The following is a 15570-nucleotide window of genomic DNA, read 5'->3' as shown; positions in this document are numbered from 1 at the left end:
CGATGTCAAGATTGCGGGTTCCTCCACATGGGGTCCTCATCCACTGGCCGCCCGAGCGTTCGGACTGAACCACGCAGGTGCGGACTTGTTTGGAGGCGGACAGCATGGACCAGAGCGGCGCGAGCTTTCTCTACCGGCCGTCGAAGTTCCAGCCATGCTTCCTGTCCGGTCTGGCCACCGTGGATCGCCCAGTCGGCGCGCCATAGCGTCTCGTCAAGGGCGTAGGCGGCGTCCACAACCGGTTGGGCGCAGACAAACGACACCTCAGTCAGGGCCTGGTTCCATGAGGCCCAGGCCAGGTCAGGAGTCTCACCCCGGCGCGTACGCGCCATGGAGTCGTAGAGCAAGGCGAACTCGTCCATCAAGCGACGGCAGGCAGCCAGCTGCGTCTGGCGGGTCCACTGGCGATCTCCGGTTCGAGCGGTGAGCCCGGCACCGAGCAGGACACCGATGAGCGCGAAGCCGCTGCTGAGCAATCCTGCGACCACCTGCGATACTCCGATCTACGCCCCGTGGACCGGGAGCGTTCTACGCCCACGCACGAGATCACCTTGTGCCATAAGGGATACATCCCCCGCCGACGGTTCCACGGCATGCTGCCGCGTAGGTGAATGGCTCCCGCTGCCGTGCGGATTCGTCATCGAGACTCATTCCGAAGGACAGCGGGCCCCGCTCTGCGCACCTTTGCAGATACAGCAGAGTGGGGCGCAGCTCGTTACTCCACGTCGCCCTCAGCGTCGGCGAAAATGTCGTCCATTGCTTCAGCACCCTGCGTGATCACGGGCCGGAGCTGCCGGCGGTAGACCGCCTCTGTGGTCGCCTGGCTGCTGTGACCGACCAAGAGCGCGATGCGTTCCAGAGGGATGCCATGGTCGGAGAGCAGGGGCACGAAGCTGTGCCGGAGCTCCCGCGGGGTCCACTCAGCCTTCAGCCCGGCCTTCTTCACGATGGCCTTGAAGTCTCGCCGGACGTTGGCCGCGTCGAGTGGTTCGCCGCTCCGGGTCGTGAAGACGCGGCCGGTCGGGCTCCACTCCATCCCCCGCGATGCCCGCTCCTGCTTCTGCCATCGCATGTGCTCTTCGAGGACGTCGACTACCTGCTTCGGCAGAGCGATTGTCCGGCGGCTCTTCCTGGTCTTGGTATCACCGTGCTTGCGGACCGAGCGCCACACCGCGACGTGCGGCGGGGCCCCGTCCTTCGGCTCCAGGAAAACGTGATCCCAGGTGATGGTACGACGATCGCCATGCACCCTTGGTCTCCGTTGAACGACCGGCAACTCGCGCTCCTCACCCGCATCGGGGACGGTTCCGACCCTGTCACCTCGGACAGCCCCGAACTCGCCGTCAAGGCCCGCGCGCTGAAGGGGCAAGGGCTGAACACCATGCCAAAGCAACGCGGGAAGTAGCAGGCGGAAATCACCGACGCCGGACGCTTCTACCTGGAGCACGGCCATGACCCGGACCGGCCGGAGCCGGTCCAGCGCAAGCAGCGGCCAGCACACCACGAGCAACGGACACGACCGGCACCTCAACCGCAGAAGCGCGCCGCAGCCGCGTCCGCGACGAAGCCTGCGCCACAGCGCGCCCCCAAGCCCTCACGGCCGTCACCGGCGGAAGTCGGAGCTGCCTTGATCGCCGAGGTGCAGCAGGCTGGGCGGTTCCTTTGCATCCCGAACCCGCTTGCGGTCCACCTCCGGGAGGATCTCGTCGGCGAGGCGGCCCGCTACCTGGCGGACGACGCGCTCGGTGACCGGTTAGCCGGCCCGGCACATGCCGGCGCGGTTCTCGTGCAGCATCGAGTCACTGCGGAGCGCGGTGGCGTCCATCCGGTGAGCGGCGCCGTCTCGTCGAGTCGGCTCAGTCCCAGAACTCCCGCGTTCGCGATCCCTCGGCGGAGGCGCGGCCTGTTCTCCGGCCGGACGAACCCGAGGATCAGGTGCGCGGCTTCGAAATCCATATTGCCCCGTACGTGGCGTGACGCCTCAGTCAGTCTGAGCTCTGCCTCGTCATCCGGGCGGAACGCGTCGACATATGGCCACGGTGCTACGAGGCATCCGGGAATGACCCACGGACGCCCAAGGCTCCTGTCGGCGGCCTCAGCCCGTGAGCCGCGTCAAGGCATCGTCGTACCCCAAGGCGTTCTCAGGAAGCAGCTCTTTCATCCTTGTGAAGAATTCTGTGCCGGACCAACGCAAGGCGTTCACAAGTTCGCGTTCCCCGACGGAAACGGTCCGCTTGACGTCATCATAGGTGAGTGACACGAGGACGAGTCCACCGCCCAAGCGTTTGAACGACAAGCGGATCGGCTGATCCGGAAAGTAGGTCGACGCCTCGCCCTCGTTCGCGAGTTTCAGGACCATATCGCCGATATAGGCCCAGAGTTCGTCGACATAGTCCCAGACCTCCCGGTCCAGGATCCGTACGCCGTTGATGGTCATATCGATAGCTCCCTCGACATACGAAGGATCCACAGGAGGAGTGCCTGCCTCCGCCACGTCGACGAACGATCCCGACTCGGTGCGCAGGTAGGACGTGATGTCGATCATGTAGCCAGCCTACTTGTCGAGGGTTCCGGGAAAAAATTGACCGATGCGGCCATTCTTGATGCCGAGGACGTAGTCCACGCCATTTACTCGACCCTCGATCTGATACATGCCCATCGGACCGCGCGAGACGAGGTTGTCCCGGTTTTGCTTCAGCGTCCCTGTAATGGCATCTTGCACATCCTGAACTGACATTTTTCCGTCAAGGAACGACTGCTTTGCTTTGACAGACCCGTCCCAGTATTCCGGGTGATGCCTTTCCAGGACATGCGCCATGCCCTTCTTGTCGAGCACGAACTCATTGCTACCGAACTGGTATTTCCGGCTCTGCCAGCTCTTGAGTGCGTTTTCGACCTTGCACGTGAACAGGCCCAGCGGATCGGATTCGCTCCCCGGGTTGCCGACATAGGCATGAGGGTTGGGGCCAGGCAGGAGGCCCATTGGGTCCGATGTGAGGTATCCGCCCGTTTCGGGATCGTAGTAGCGCAACAGGTTGTAGTCGAGGCCCGTCTCGCCGTCCGCGTACTGCCCCGGGAACCGAAGCCGGCAGTCCACAGCCGCCTCAGAGTCTGTGGCTGAGGGAAACCTGGTGCCCCAGAGTGTGGTGCGGGACTGCCACGCAAGTTCGGCGGAGAGGGAGACCAGTTCCATGGGCGTGCCGACGACGTCTGTGATCACGGCGTGGAAACGTGACCTCATGTCAAGGCTGCTCTCCTCAGCCAGTCGGGCGAGGAAGGAAGTTTCGGCCGACGACGCCCGCCGGTCGGTCTGCGCGACTGGGCGATGGGTCCCTGGCTCATAGTCCCAGGTAGTAATCCTGCCGTCCGTATCGATCTGTTCCGCAAGGCGCGTGTCGTCCCACGAGAAGTCGATGCGATCCGCTGCTGAGCCGTCCGCGCCGACACGATGTTTGGAGATGCGTCGACCCATCGGGTCATAACGGTAGAGCCAGCGGTCACCGGCAGGTGTGACCACCTCCTCTAGCCGGTCATCTACATCCCATGCATACGTCCAGAGGCGCTTCTGCCCGTTGAGCAGCCTGCGCGTCCGGCGGACCAGGCGCCCCTGCGCGTCGTGCTCGAACGTGGTGCGTCCCGCCTGGCGGACGAGTGTGCCCTCGAACTTGCGCTCACCTTCTGACGCGTGGCCAGGGGCCGACGCTTGGAGCAGGTTGCCGGCCGCGTCATAAGCATAGTTTTCGGTCCATCCGTGTGCCCGTATCCCCGTGACCCGCCCCATGGCGTCCAGATCGTAGCGCCGCGTACCGGAGGTCAGTTCGCGGATCTCCGTGAGATGTCCGTCGGCCCGGTAGGCGTACGTACGGTGCTGGAGCAGGCGCTCCGGCCCCGCACCTTTCAGAGCCGAGACCAATGACTGGTCACTCAACCGCCCGGTCGGGCTCCAGCTCTGGGTCAGCCTCACCGCCTCACCCAACCGTCGCTCGGTCTCACGCCCCGCCTCGTCGTAGGTGAAAGCGACCGAGCCCGCCTCCGAACGCAGCATTATTGGGCGTCCAGCCGCGTCGTACGCCCATTCCGATGCGAGACCGGAGGGTGTCACGCGGCGAGTACGACGACCGGCGGCGTCGTACTCGAAGATCGATGACCGACCGTTGACTGTTTCCGACAGGATTCGCCCCAGTGCGTCCCGCTCGAACGCCACGTCGGCATCCGCATTGACCGCGCGTCGGAGCGCCCCGCCCAGCCCGTATTCGTACGTCGTGGTCTCGCCGGAGTCGTCTTGCCGAGTCATGACCCGGCCGCACGCGTCCAGCGTGAAGCGCATGACCTCGCCGGTGCCGTTGGTCCGGGCGATCAGTTCTCCCGCAGCGTTGTGCGCGTACGTCAGCGTGCGGCCGTTGAAGTCCGTCTCCGCGATCAGACGGCCAGCCTCGTCGTAGGTGTACGACCAGGTCCGCCCATCGGGGTTGGTGACGCCGCTCAAGCGCAGTTCGGTGTCGTAGGTGAATGCGTAGCGGGTGCCGTCCGGGTCGGTGCGGGTAGCCGGGAGGTCGAAGGGCGCGGCTGTGTGGTGAGTGGTGTTGCCCGCTGGATCGGTGTGGGTGACGAGGTTGCCCTCGGCGTCCCATGTCCAGGACTCGAGGGTACCGTCGGCCAGTTCACGCCACGACGGCTTGCCCTCCGTGGTCCAGCCCAGGCGGGTGGCGTGGCCAAGAGGGTCGGTCACCTCGATGACTCGGCCGAAGGGATCACGGCGGATTGACGTCGTATGGCCTAGTTCGTCTATCACAGCGATAGGCAGGCCCGCATCGTCATACGCCACCGTGCGGGTGTGGCCCAGGGCGTTGGTGATCACCGTCGGACGACCCTTGTCATCAAGGGCGTACCGCGTCGCAGCTCCGAGCGGGTCGACTGTCTTCAGCAGGTTTCCCCGCTCGTCATAGGCGTGCTGCCAGACAGCGCCGCCCGGTTCGATCACCTCAGTCGGTAGACCGAGCGCGTTGTAGGTGGCCCGGGCCACCGTGCCATCGGGATGCGTGAGTTCAACGAGGTTTCCGGCGTGGTCGTAGGCGTAGCGAGTGCTGCGGCCGACGGGGTCTCTCACCGTCAGCGGCTTGTCGCCGTACTCGTCCCACTCCGTGCGGGTGACATGCCCGAGCGGATCCGTCTCTTCCACCACCCGGCCCTCGGCGTTGTACCGGTGGACCGAGACATGCCCCTGGGAGTCGGTGTAGGTGGTGGTGCAGGTGGTGTCGTCGTAGGTCAGGGTGCCGGAGAGGATGCCGTCGACGCCCTCGGTGCGGACCACCCGGCCGCGCTCGTCATAGACGTATCCGAACCAGGTGCCGTTGCGGTCGGTCCAGCGGGTGACACGGCCCTCGGTGTCGTAGGTGAAGCGGAAAGGCTCACCGCTGGAGTTGATGACCTCGGTCAGGTTGCCGACAGCGTCGTAGCCATACCGCATGACGACCGTACCGTCGTCGGGCGTGGTGCCCGGGCGGTAGCGGGAGGGCGGCTCGGCCAAGAGGCGCAGGGCGGTGATGCGCGGGCCCTGCGTGTCGACGGCGACGTAGTAGCCGCCGGAGTGGCGGATGCCGAACGGGATGCCGTCGTCGTCGCGTTCGACGTCGATGCGGTTGCCGTTGCGGTCGGTCCAGGAGTCCAGGGCCAGGTGGAACACGCCGAAGGAGGGGGAGGGGACGGGGGCTGCGAAGGTGCGGGTCACGCCGGTCGCCGGGTCGGTGACCGTCATGGCGCCGTCCGGCGTGCCGTCCCACTCCAGCGGCCAGCGCGGGCCCTTGACCGGGAGGGTCGGCTCGCCCGGCTGCGGCACCGGGTAGACCAGGCGCATGCCGTCGGCTGCGGCGAAGACCACGCCCTCGCCGTCGATCTGGAGGCACTCGTCGAGGGTCGAGATCCAGGTCGGGCCGAAGCAGACGCCGCCCCGGTAGGAGGACAGGTGGGTGCGCGTGAACTCCAGCGGCAGGCTGCCCGGCAGGGTCAGGTCCGTCTGCGTCATCAGCATCGCGCCGGTCGCCACGTCGATCGGCTCGCCCACGCACGGGGTGCGTTCGGCGTTGCGGGCCGCCGGGCCCAGCTCGACCAGGTCGGGGCGGAGCGAGGGCGGGCGCAGCAGCAGCGGGGTGGTGTCGGCGAGGCCGCCTTCCATGCTCGCCTTGAGCAGGCCGCCGCCCGTACCCAGCGCGCCACCGAAGAGCATGCCGTCTTTGGCGGCCTGGTTGACCTCATCCAGGCTGAAGCCGTGTTGCAGGCCGGTCGCCATCTGGAGCGGCTGTGCCACCGCCAGGTCCACGGTGACCGACTCGACTCCGCCGAACGCGGCCGCGACGAGGGCACCCCCGGCGATCTCGGCCACCGTCGTGGAGATGGCGACGCCCATCGTGGCGCCGAACTCGATGACGGCGTCCGCCGCCGCGACGGCCGCCCCGGAGGCCAGGCCCGCGGTGAAGAAGGCGAGCGCCACACCGCCCGCGATGACGGCGGCGTCGATGCCGATCCGCGTCCAGAGCTTGTTGATGGCGTCGTCGATGGTGTCGGCGAACTTGTCGAGAGCTTTCGCCATCTCCCGCGCGGAGTCCGCCAGGTCCTTCAGCCAGCCGCCGTCCTGGTCCTTGGCGTAGCGGGCCCAGAACTTGTCGAACGCCTCGATCGACTCACCGGTGTTGTGGTGGATGATCGAGGAGGCGCTGCGGTGCACCGGGGAGCGGACGTCGTCCACGGCCCCTGCGAACGTACGCCAGGCCTTCGCCGCGTCCCGCAGTTTGTCGGAGTCGGCCTCCGGCCACCACAGGCCCAGCTTGAGCAGGATGTGGCGGGCTTTGTCCTCAACGCTCACCGGCACCGTCGCTCTGCTTGCCGGTCTTGACTTCCGTGAACATGCCGGCGATGAGCTGGTCGTTGTCCACGTGCCCGTCCGCCAGGTCCACCATCGCCTCGTGGATGCTCGTCAGGCCGAGCACCAGGATGCCCGCGGCACTCTCGATCTTCTTCTGCTGCGGCTTGTAGGCGCTGCCGAAGAGGTCACCCTGTTCGTCGTGGCCCCAGGGCTCACCGAGGCCGTCCAGGGTGTTGACGAGGGTGGTCAGCGCCTTGCTCAGGTCGATGGCCCCCTGGTGGAAGGCAGGTGCCGCCGTTTTGATGTCGGCGGTCTTGATGTCCAGCACCTTGCCGGGGACCTTGCCGTCGCCCATCGCTGTCGCCTCCCCCCGGTTCGCAACTGCGGGTTCCGACCCTAGGGGAGGCGGGTCAAGAGAAGGTCATATGGGAGGCATGGGGGCGCAATGTGTCGACGGGGGGCACTGCCTCTCCCGGGGAACGTGCATGTCGCGCGTGTCCCGCCGGTGGCTCCGGGGGCCGGAGCCACCAACGGGAGGCGGGGAGGTCAGTTCTCGTCGGGGTCGAGTACGCGGCCCTTGAGTTTGACGGGGTTCGCGGCGCCCACGCGGAGTTCGCCGTCGGTGTAGCGGCCCGGTGTCGCGCCGTCGGTGGCGGTGACCTGGGCCGCGTAGCCGATGCACTCCTGGTTGGTGGAGAGGTACGGGTTGTGGGTGAAGGACAGGGTGCGGCCCTGGTTGCCCAGGGTGCCCTGGGTGGTCTGCATGTTGCCCTTCGCCGCGAGCGTGTTGACGTCGTGGTAGGCCCAGGACAGCCAGCCCGTGAAGACGAAGCCCGTGGGCGCCTTGAGGGTGAAGGTGATGTCGCCGGGGTTCACCGGATCGGGGACGGTGCTGAGGACGCCGAAGCTGAGGTGGGCCGGCACCCCTCCCGGGGCGTCCTCGACGATGCCCTGCTGGAGGATGTACAGCTTGTTCTCGGATCCTGGTTCGACGGGGGCCTGGGTCTGTGTGGCCATGGGTTTCCCTTCTGTGGATGAGCGTGTCCGCGTGGGCGGATCCGCCGGTGGCGGCCTTGGGGGCGTGGACCGCTCCGCTCCGTCCGGTGGGGAGGGGCGGGATCCGCGCGCCGTGCGTTACGCGGACGGGGTGGGGTCGGACGGCACGTCCTCGGAGCCGGAGGCGGCGTGGTCGGACAGGAGCGGGCCCAGGACCGCGAGCGTGCCGAGGACGATGTCCTCGTACAGGTAGAACCCCGCTTCCAGGGGCGGCAGTTCGGGTGCGGTGGGCTGGGTGGAGGAGTGCGGGGGTGCGGTGGTGTCCTCGGTGTCGTCCTCCGTCGCCGTCCGGGGGGTGGGCGTGCCGAGGAGGTCGGTGAGGTCCTGCGCGGCGCCCAGGAAGGCGGTGCGGGCGGTGGTGGCCAGCAGGCGCAGGGGAAGGTCGAGGGCGGCGGCGGTGCGCTGACCGGGGACGGCTCTCGCCGCGGCGGGGGCCTGCGAGGTCGCGGCGGCGAGCCACTGGACGGGGAACGTGGCGGCGGAGACGATCCGCTCGACGGGCAGCACGGGCGGGGGTTCGCCGTCGACCATCAGGTCCTCCCATTCCATCAGGTCGAAGAGGAACTGGCCGCCCTTGTAGCAGGGCCAGGGCCGGACCGTGTCGAGGAGCAGCCGGGCGCGTTCGGGGGTGTCGCGGCGCAGCGCCACGCCGTGCCGGGCCAGGGTGCACAGGCACTGGCGCAGGGAGCTGTTGACCTGGCCGAGGAAGGCGAAGGCCCCGTGGTCGGTGGGGGTCAGCGGGCCGGTGACGGTGGGGTCGGCCGGCGGGCCGGTGGTCGTGGTGGGGGTCACAGTGGCCTCGAGGTGACGTAGTGGGCGATCTGCCGCAGGACGGCTTTGCCTTCGTTCTCGGGGATGACCTGGAGGTCTTCTTCGAAACGGGCGATGCCTTCAGCGGCGAGCCGGTCGGCGAGTTCGGTGGCGTACTCGATGGAGCCGTGCCGGCGCATGGCGGCGAGGAGTTCCTCGGCGTGCTGCTGGGTCTTGTCGGTACGGCGCCGGCGCAGGACGTCGAGGAGGCGGGGGCGCTCGTAGGCGTGCGCGGTGCGGAACAGGTGGATCAGCATCACCGTGCGCTTGCCTTCGAGCAGGTCACCGAGGGGTTCCTTGCCGTAGAGGGCCTCCTCGCCGACCAGGTTCAGGATGTCGTCCTGGATCTGGAAGGCGATGCCGATCAGGCGGAACGCCTCGTCGAACCGGCCCAGTACGGCCGGGTCGGTCACGCCGGCGCAGACGGCGCCGATGCGGCACGGGCTGATGCAGGTGTACCAGCCGGTCTTCTTGGTGCTCATGGTGAAGTAGGCGTCGTCGGCCTCGGGGACGACTTCGTGCCGGATCCAGCCCAGCTCCATGGCCTGGCCCTCGATGGACTCCCGGCACATGTGGACCGCCTCGTGGATGAGGCCGAGGGTGCGGGCGAGGCCGAGTGTCTCCAGGTTGGACAGGACGGCGTCGACGGCCAGCAGGTTCAGCCCGTCGCCGACGTTGACCGCCAGGCCCAGACCGTGTTCCTCGTGCATGGTGGGCATGCCGCGCCGGTGCGTGGACTCGTCGGCAATGTCGTCGTGGACGAGGAAGCCGTTGTGGAACAGCTCCAGTGCGGCGGCGGCGCGTACGGCGTCGTCGGGGCGTCCGCCGAAGGCGGCGCAGGCGGCGATGGTCAGGGTGGGGCGCAGTCCCTTGCCCTGGCGGGCGGGGTAGGAGCGCATGAGGTCGTACAGCTCGGCGCGCGGCTCACGGTCCGGCAGCAGCCGTTCGATCTCCTCGCCGGTGCGGGCCCGGCACCGGCGCATGGTCTCCAGGAGGTCCGCGTCGCTGACGGGGTCCTCCAGTGACCAGCCGGTGCTGGTGCGGCCGTCCCAGATCATGCGCGGCGCCCGTACGGTGGTGTCACCGATCAGTACGAGGGGTGCGGGGGCGTCCTCGGGGGCGCGCCGGGCGAGGAAGTCCAGCGCCGTCCAGTCGACCGGATCGGCGGCCGGCTCCGGGGCGGCCGGTGCCGCGCTGCCCCACAGCTGGGGGGCCCGTTCCCGGTAGGCGCCCCAGAGTTCCTGCATGCTGCGCAGGCCCGCCGCGCGCTGGGACAGCAGCGTGAAGGCCCGCCACACGGCGAGGGTGTCCTCCTGGGAACCGCGGACGTCGAGGCTGTCGGACAGCACCTGGTCGACGGGTGGGCGCTGGAGGTCGAACAGCAGGTTCATCGCCCGGTTGTCGAAGGCGACCTCGACGTCGGGATCGGGGCAGCGGTCCCGGTGTACGACGATGCGGCTGTGCCGCGCGGTGAGCGTGGCGTGGCTGCCGTCGTTGAAGTGCAGGCCGAGCCGGATGCCGCGCAGGTGGCCGGCGGCGGCGGCGAGGACGGCCGGGGCCCGGTCGGACAGGGCGGCCACGGTCTCGTCCAGCAGGCCGGCACCCGTGAGAGCGGGGACGGTCTCAGTCATGGGCGCCCCCGGCGAACTCCACGATGCCCTCGGCGCGGAAGCCGATACGGCGTCCGCCGATCCGGCCCTCCACGGTGCACGGGCCGAGGGTCTCGTGCACGCTGAACGGGTGCAGGCTCGTCTCGGACGGGTTCGCGATCCGGCCCGCCGTGTGCGAGCGGAAGTCGAGGACGAGACGGTCGTCGCCGAGCTGGGCGGTGATGAGCAGCCGGCCGGGCACCGCGGCCATCGGCGGGGTGCCCAGCGTGTCCGCGAGCGGCGGCACCATCGCCACCCGGTCGCGGTCCAGGCTTCCGCTGACCGCGACCCGCAGGTTGCGGCGCGGGAAGTGACGGATCATGCGCCCCTGGCGCCACAGCATCACCGACCCGTTGGCCGCGTCCGCCGGGCGCTCGGGCTGGATCAGGGTGAAGACCACCGCCGAGGGCGGGGCGGCGTCGGCCGGCCCGGACGGGTCGTTGACGAATCCGAACACCCAGCCGCCGAGCGTCGGCCAGGACCAGCGGCCGCGTACCCGTTCGTGGTAGCCCAGCAGGTCCGTCTCCGTGACCGTGCCGTCGCCGTGCCGCAGAGTGCCGGTGCCCAGGACTCCGGGCTCCGACTGCCACCGCAGGTGCTCGTCCTCGCCGAACGGCGCGCACTGCGAGGTGCAGGGCCTGCTGGTCCGGATCAGCCGCACGTCGGCCGCCGGCGCCGCCGACCGGGCCGCCACCCGGAACGCGCCGGGTTCGCCGTGCGGGTGCGGCCACCGGAAGGCCGACCACGGCAGTTCGGGCTGGTCGGCGTTGAACTGTGTCGCGCTCCAGCCGTGCCCCTCCGTGTAGACGAGGAGGATCGCCATGTGCTGTCCCTCGGCCGCCGTGCCGGTGCCGCTGCGCCGCCCGGTGGCCGGGGCGCCCGGGTCCGCGTAGACCTCGCCGGTGGAGGATCCCAGGACGGACAGGTTGGCGATCAGTGCATGCCGGCCGCACCGGGACAGGAACGCGTAGTGCAGCCACTTGCGGTCGAGTGGATGTACGAGCGGGGCGTGTGGGAAGGGACCCGGGGGCCCGAGCCTGGGGAGGGTGGGCGTGGACACGTTTCGAACGCTAACCCACTGAAACCGTAATGTCGCAATCTGTTACCTTCACGTGGGTGAGCCGGAAGCACAGAAACGTTTACTTCCGTATTGAGGGTTTGGAGCGGTGGCCATCGCGAAGCGTCGGCCGGCGGCCCGCGGCGGGTCACCCGTGGCCGTCCGTGGCAGACGGTCCGCCGCGGACGGCCACGGGCTCGTGCGCGCTCGCGCCGGTCCTATTCGTCGTCTCCCAGCACGCTTGCCTTCAGGGGCACTTCCGGCCGGCCCGAGATCACCGCCCGTCCGTCGGTGTACCGGCCCGGCTCGGCGTCCGCAAGGGCCCGCAGGCCGAGCGTGTAGACCAGGGCCGCCGCCGGATGGTCCTGGGTGTTCAGGCGGGGCTCGTCCGTGACGGCCAGCGATCTGCCGCCGTCCCGCACGGTCGCCGTCGGCTTCCCGGCAGGGAGCACCGTGCGATCCGCGCGGTAGTACGCCGCGGTCGCTCGGCCGTCGAAGACGAAACCCGTCGGAGCCGTGAACTGGTGCTCCACCCGGCCGGGGGTCCACGGATCGGCGGACGAGACCCGTACGTGGAGCAGTTCGCTCTCCCCACGGAGGACTTCGACGCCGACTTCCTGACGGACCAGCAGACGTGCGGGCGGGGCGGGCGGGGGAGCTGGTGTGGGCTCCGGTTTCCGCTCCGGTTCCGGTTCCGGTTTCCGCTCCGGTTCCGGTTTCCGCTCCGGCTCCGGCTCCGGTTCGGGTTGCCGCTCCGGCTCCGGCTCCGGTTCGGGTTTCGGCGCCGGTCGCTCCGCCTGCGAAGGGGCGGCGGTGAGGGGAAGGGCGACGATCCGGTGGTGGAAGTTGTCCGCCACGAGCAGCCGGTGGCCGGCCAGGTCCGTGGCGAGACCGCACGGGTAGGCCAGCGCCGCGCCGACGACCGTGTCGGCCGTATCGGCCGTGTCGGTGCTGTCACCGGGGCCCCTGCCCCCCGCCCCGCCGGCGGCCGGAGCGCGTCCCGCGACGATCCGGGCGGTTCCGCCGGCCAGCCGCCACACCCGGTGTCCGTTCACGTCGGCGACGTAGACCGCCCCCTGGCCGTCGACCGCCACCGCGCACGGTGCGCTCCAGCCGACGGCCGCGGCGCCGGCACCGGCGTCCGCGTCCGGTGGTCCCGCCAGGGTTCGAAGCGTCCCGTCCGTGTCCAGCAGCAGCACCCGGCGGCCCACCGGGTCGGCGATGTACAGCTGTCCGGCCGCGTCGACCGCGAGGCCCGCGGGCAGGAACGCCTCGCCGGCGTCGGCCGTGGCGGGGCCGGCGGGCCGTCCGGATGCCGCGACGACCGTGCTGATGACGCCGTCGTCGGCGATCCTGCGCACCCTGTGGCTGCCCGCCTCGCCGATGTACACCGATCCGGTGCCGTCCACGGCCAGGGCGCACGGGGCGTCCAGCCGGGCCCGGCCGGCGGGGCCGCCGTCACCGTTGCCGTCACCGTTGCCATTGCCGTCGCCGTCGCCGTCGTCACCGCCGTCGCGGGAGCCGTCTCCCGCGAAGGTGTCGATGACACCCGAAGGGTCGATCCGGCGGATCCGGTGGTTCATCTCGTCGGCGATGAGCACGCCTCCGTCCGGGGCGACCGCCAGGGCGGCCGGGAAGCCCAGGCGGGCCCGTGCCGCGTCCGCGCCGTCCCCGGCGAAACCCCGCAGCCCGTCACCGGCGACCGTGGTGAGCGTGCCGGAACCGTCGATCCGGCGGACCCGGTGGTTGGCGTGGTCGGCGACGAAGACGGCCCCGCCCCCCACGGCCACGGCCGCGGGAAAGGCCAGCTGCCCTGCCGGTGCGGGCCCGCCGTCCCCGGAGAATCCGGCGGTGCCGTTCCCCGCCCCGGCGACCAGCGTTCCGTCTCCGGCCAGGGACGCCTGCTGGTCGGGGCGGGCCGGGGCCCTGGACGTCATGCCGTCACCACCCGGCACGGGCGCGGTGGGGCCTCGATGGCGCCCGCACCCTTCCACTTCCACGGCCTCGTCTCCCGCATGTCGGTCTCCTTCCGAGCCGTCGTCGGCGTTCTCCCTGCATACCGGCCGGGCCGGTCCCGCAGGAGCAGCGCACCGGGCGCCCCACCCGCACGGGGGAGCAGCCGCGGGCGGCGCGCGGCAACGGGACCTGCCGGAGCGAACAGCGGGCCGCGGTCGGCCGGGGGCGCCTTCGGCACGGCTCGGTGCTCTCGCGCTTCGCACCCCCGCACTCCCCCGTGCCTCAAGTCCACTCGAACAAGTGACGCAGAATCGATCCGGCATTCTCGAACGGCGGAATGGCGGCATACCGCCCGCGGAGCCGGGCTATCGATTGCCCCGGAGACGGCCCGGTGTGTGCCGTGATGCCTGCGCGAACGCCCCGCCCGAAGCCACGGGCGGCGTCCTGCCTCACGTCCCCTGTCCTCCGGGCGCCGCTCCCCATGGCGTCCCGCATGCGGTGAACCACGCGCCGTGCGGTGCGGCGGAACACCGCCGGCCGGCCGCGGACCGGGGCCCCCACGCCGGACGTCCCTTTTCGTCGCACGCTTCGATCACAGTCCCAGGAGGAACGCGGAGATGACCACCGACGTGCAGGCCAAGAAGGAAGCCTACGAGCGGGGGGAGGAGCAGGGCCGCGCCGACGCTCTCGCCGGGAGGCCCTACGCCGATCCGCCTCGTGACGGTGCGCGCGGCGCGACGGACCAGTACGCGAACGGATACGACTGGGGTTACGAGCAGGGACGGGCGCAGAAACTGGACCTGGTCGTCTGGCAGGAGGGCGGCGTCGAGGACGCGCCCGGGGGTCTCGGCACCACCGTCAACGTCTGTGTGCGCACGCCGAACTGGAGCGAGACGGTCGACGCCGGCGAACGCGAGCACGTCTTCACCGCGCCCACCGGGTTCCGCTGGAACGGCGTGGTGGGCGCCCAGTACAAGCGCATGGACCAGACCACGCGGGGCAACCTGCCCCCCGTGCGGGCCGAGGTCAGCCAGGACGGGCGCACGCTGACCTTCACCTACCACGTGCACCTGAACACGACCGACGACGACAAGGACTGTCTCGTCTACACCTGTGGTCTTCAGGCCGCCGACGGTGCCACGCCCGGCCGCCGCACCGACGGTGTCGCCCAGATCGGCACCGCGCCGCCGGGCAAGCTCAAGGCCGAGGTCATCGAGGACGAGGACTGAGGACGAGGACCGAGAGAGCAGGGAACAGACATCATGACCACCGTCGTCACCTCCGGCGTCTTCTCCTCCACCACTCCGGCCGTCTCACCGCTCGACGGGCTGGGCACCGCCGACATCAGGTGGGGCAGCAACAACTCCCAGAGCGGCTACCAGTTCCGTGGGGCGGCCGCGGACGTCCAGCTCGACGGCACCGAGTTCGTCGTCGGCACCTTCGTGCACCGCAACGTCCCCACGAACGTCAACCCGAGCGTGTTCGACGTCCAGCTGACCGTCAACGTCATGTTCGAGGACGGCAGCACGACCGACCTGAACTTCAGCTTCCACCACAACGAGACACCCAACACGACGAACTCCAGCCCCGCGGACGACGATCTGGTCGACCTCCAGACCTTCGTGCACCCGCAGCCGGTCACGATCGACGGCAAGCAGTACCGGGCGGTCCTGAGCGGATTCAAGCGGGGCGGCCAGATCGTCCGGCAGTTCCGCAGCCCCGAGGGCGGCATCAACTTCGCCGAGGTCGTCTGCGCGTTCGCCTTCGACGAGCCCGACGTGGTCATCTCCGGCCTGCGCTACCAGGGCACCGGCCCGGCGCAGGCCGACGAGTACGTCGAGATCCTCAACAAGGGCGGCGCGCCGCAGGACCTGACCGGCTGGGCCGTGCAGTGCAAGCCCACCGGGTACTCCTTCCCCTTCCCCCCGGGAACGGTGATCCAGCCCGGCCAGCGCTACCGCGTCTACACGAACGAGACCCACCAGGAGTACGGCGGGTTCTCCTTCAGCTCCTCCCGGGAGGTCTGGCGGGACCGGGGCGGCATCGCCCGCCTGGTCGCGGACGACGGCTTCGTCGTGGACCAGCACCCCTACCTCGACAAAGGGTTCAACAAGTCCGGCACGCCATAGGGAGCGGTCGTGGAGGGCGCTGACCGGTGAGGCCCGCCCCGGCCTCACCGGTCA

11 protein-coding genes and 1 pseudogene are annotated in these 15570 nt (G+C 69.7%); 2 read left to right on the top strand and 10 right to left on the bottom strand.

Annotated elements, in window-relative coordinates; genetic code table 11:
• Nucleotides 1-715: 715 nt before the first annotated feature.
• From ACF1BE_RS06130 to ACF1BE_RS06085, 10 genes and pseudogenes are all read right to left on the bottom strand, one after another.
• A complete protein-coding gene (locus ACF1BE_RS06130; RefSeq protein WP_392197756.1) occupies nucleotides 716-1453 on the bottom strand; it encodes a site-specific integrase in 738 nt (245 codons plus the stop codon).
• Nucleotides 1454-1675: 222 nt separating this feature from the next.
• Nucleotides 1676-2061 (bottom strand): annotated as a pseudogene (locus tag ACF1BE_RS06125) (PE-PGRS family protein); the annotation flags it as partial.
• Nucleotides 2062-2095: 34 nt separating this feature from the next.
• Nucleotides 2096-2545 (bottom strand): hypothetical protein, encoded by a 450-nt coding sequence (locus ACF1BE_RS06120; RefSeq protein WP_392197755.1) that lies wholly within the window; start codon nucleotides 2543-2545, stop codon nucleotides 2096-2098.
• 9 nt (nucleotides 2546-2554) lie between these two features.
• Nucleotides 2555-6859, bottom strand: a complete 4305-nt coding sequence (locus ACF1BE_RS06115; RefSeq protein ID WP_392197754.1) for a DUF6531 domain-containing protein — start codon at nucleotides 6857-6859, stop codon at nucleotides 2555-2557.
• A complete protein-coding gene (locus ACF1BE_RS06110) occupies nucleotides 6849-7214 on the bottom strand; it encodes a hypothetical protein (protein WP_392197753.1) in 366 nt (121 codons plus the stop codon). Before ACF1BE_RS06110 ends, ACF1BE_RS06115 begins: the two co-directional genes overlap by 11 nt.
• A gap of 191 nt (nucleotides 7215-7405) precedes the next feature.
• On the bottom strand, nucleotides 7406-7876 hold the full coding sequence (locus tag ACF1BE_RS06105) for a hypothetical protein (RefSeq protein ID WP_392197752.1): 471 nt from the start codon (nucleotides 7874-7876) through the stop codon (nucleotides 7406-7408).
• A gap of 117 nt (nucleotides 7877-7993) precedes the next feature.
• Complete coding sequence (locus ACF1BE_RS06100; RefSeq protein WP_392197751.1) at nucleotides 7994-8707, bottom strand: hypothetical protein; 714 nt, start codon at nucleotides 8705-8707, stop codon at nucleotides 7994-7996.
• Nucleotides 8704-10356, bottom strand: coding sequence for a polyprenyl synthetase family protein (locus ACF1BE_RS06095; RefSeq protein WP_392197750.1), 1653 nt, complete (start codon nucleotides 10354-10356; stop codon nucleotides 8704-8706). The genes ACF1BE_RS06100 and ACF1BE_RS06095 overlap by 4 nt, the downstream gene beginning before the upstream one ends.
• Nucleotides 10349-11434, bottom strand: a complete 1086-nt coding sequence (locus tag ACF1BE_RS06090; protein WP_392197749.1) for a hypothetical protein — start codon at nucleotides 11432-11434, stop codon at nucleotides 10349-10351. Before ACF1BE_RS06090 ends, ACF1BE_RS06095 begins: the two co-directional genes overlap by 8 nt.
• Nucleotides 11435-11649: 215 nt before the next feature.
• Entirely contained in the window at nucleotides 11650-13368 is a 1719-nt protein-coding gene (locus tag ACF1BE_RS06085) for a serine/threonine protein kinase (RefSeq protein ID WP_392197748.1), read from the bottom strand.
• Between the two features lie 636 nt (nucleotides 13369-14004).
• Between ACF1BE_RS06085 and ACF1BE_RS06080 the strand changes: the two genes are divergently transcribed.
• Both ACF1BE_RS06080 and ACF1BE_RS06075 read left to right on the top strand, forming a co-directional pair.
• Nucleotides 14005-14616 carry a hypothetical protein gene (locus ACF1BE_RS06080; RefSeq protein WP_392197747.1) on the top strand — a complete coding sequence of 204 codons (612 nt, stop codon included), beginning with the start codon at nucleotides 14005-14007 and terminating at the stop codon, nucleotides 14614-14616.
• Nucleotides 14617-14649: 33 nt separating this feature from the next.
• Complete coding sequence (locus ACF1BE_RS06075) at nucleotides 14650-15516, top strand: choice-of-anchor K domain-containing protein (RefSeq protein WP_392197746.1); 867 nt, start codon at nucleotides 14650-14652, stop codon at nucleotides 15514-15516.
• Nucleotides 15517-15570: the final 54 nt, after the last annotated feature.

It is taken from the genome of Streptomyces sp. NPDC014991, assembly GCF_043080665.1.
Taxonomy (GTDB): Bacteria; Actinomycetota; Actinomycetes; order Streptomycetales; family Streptomycetaceae; genus Streptomyces.
This window is presented reverse-complemented; position numbering and strand designations above follow the sequence as displayed.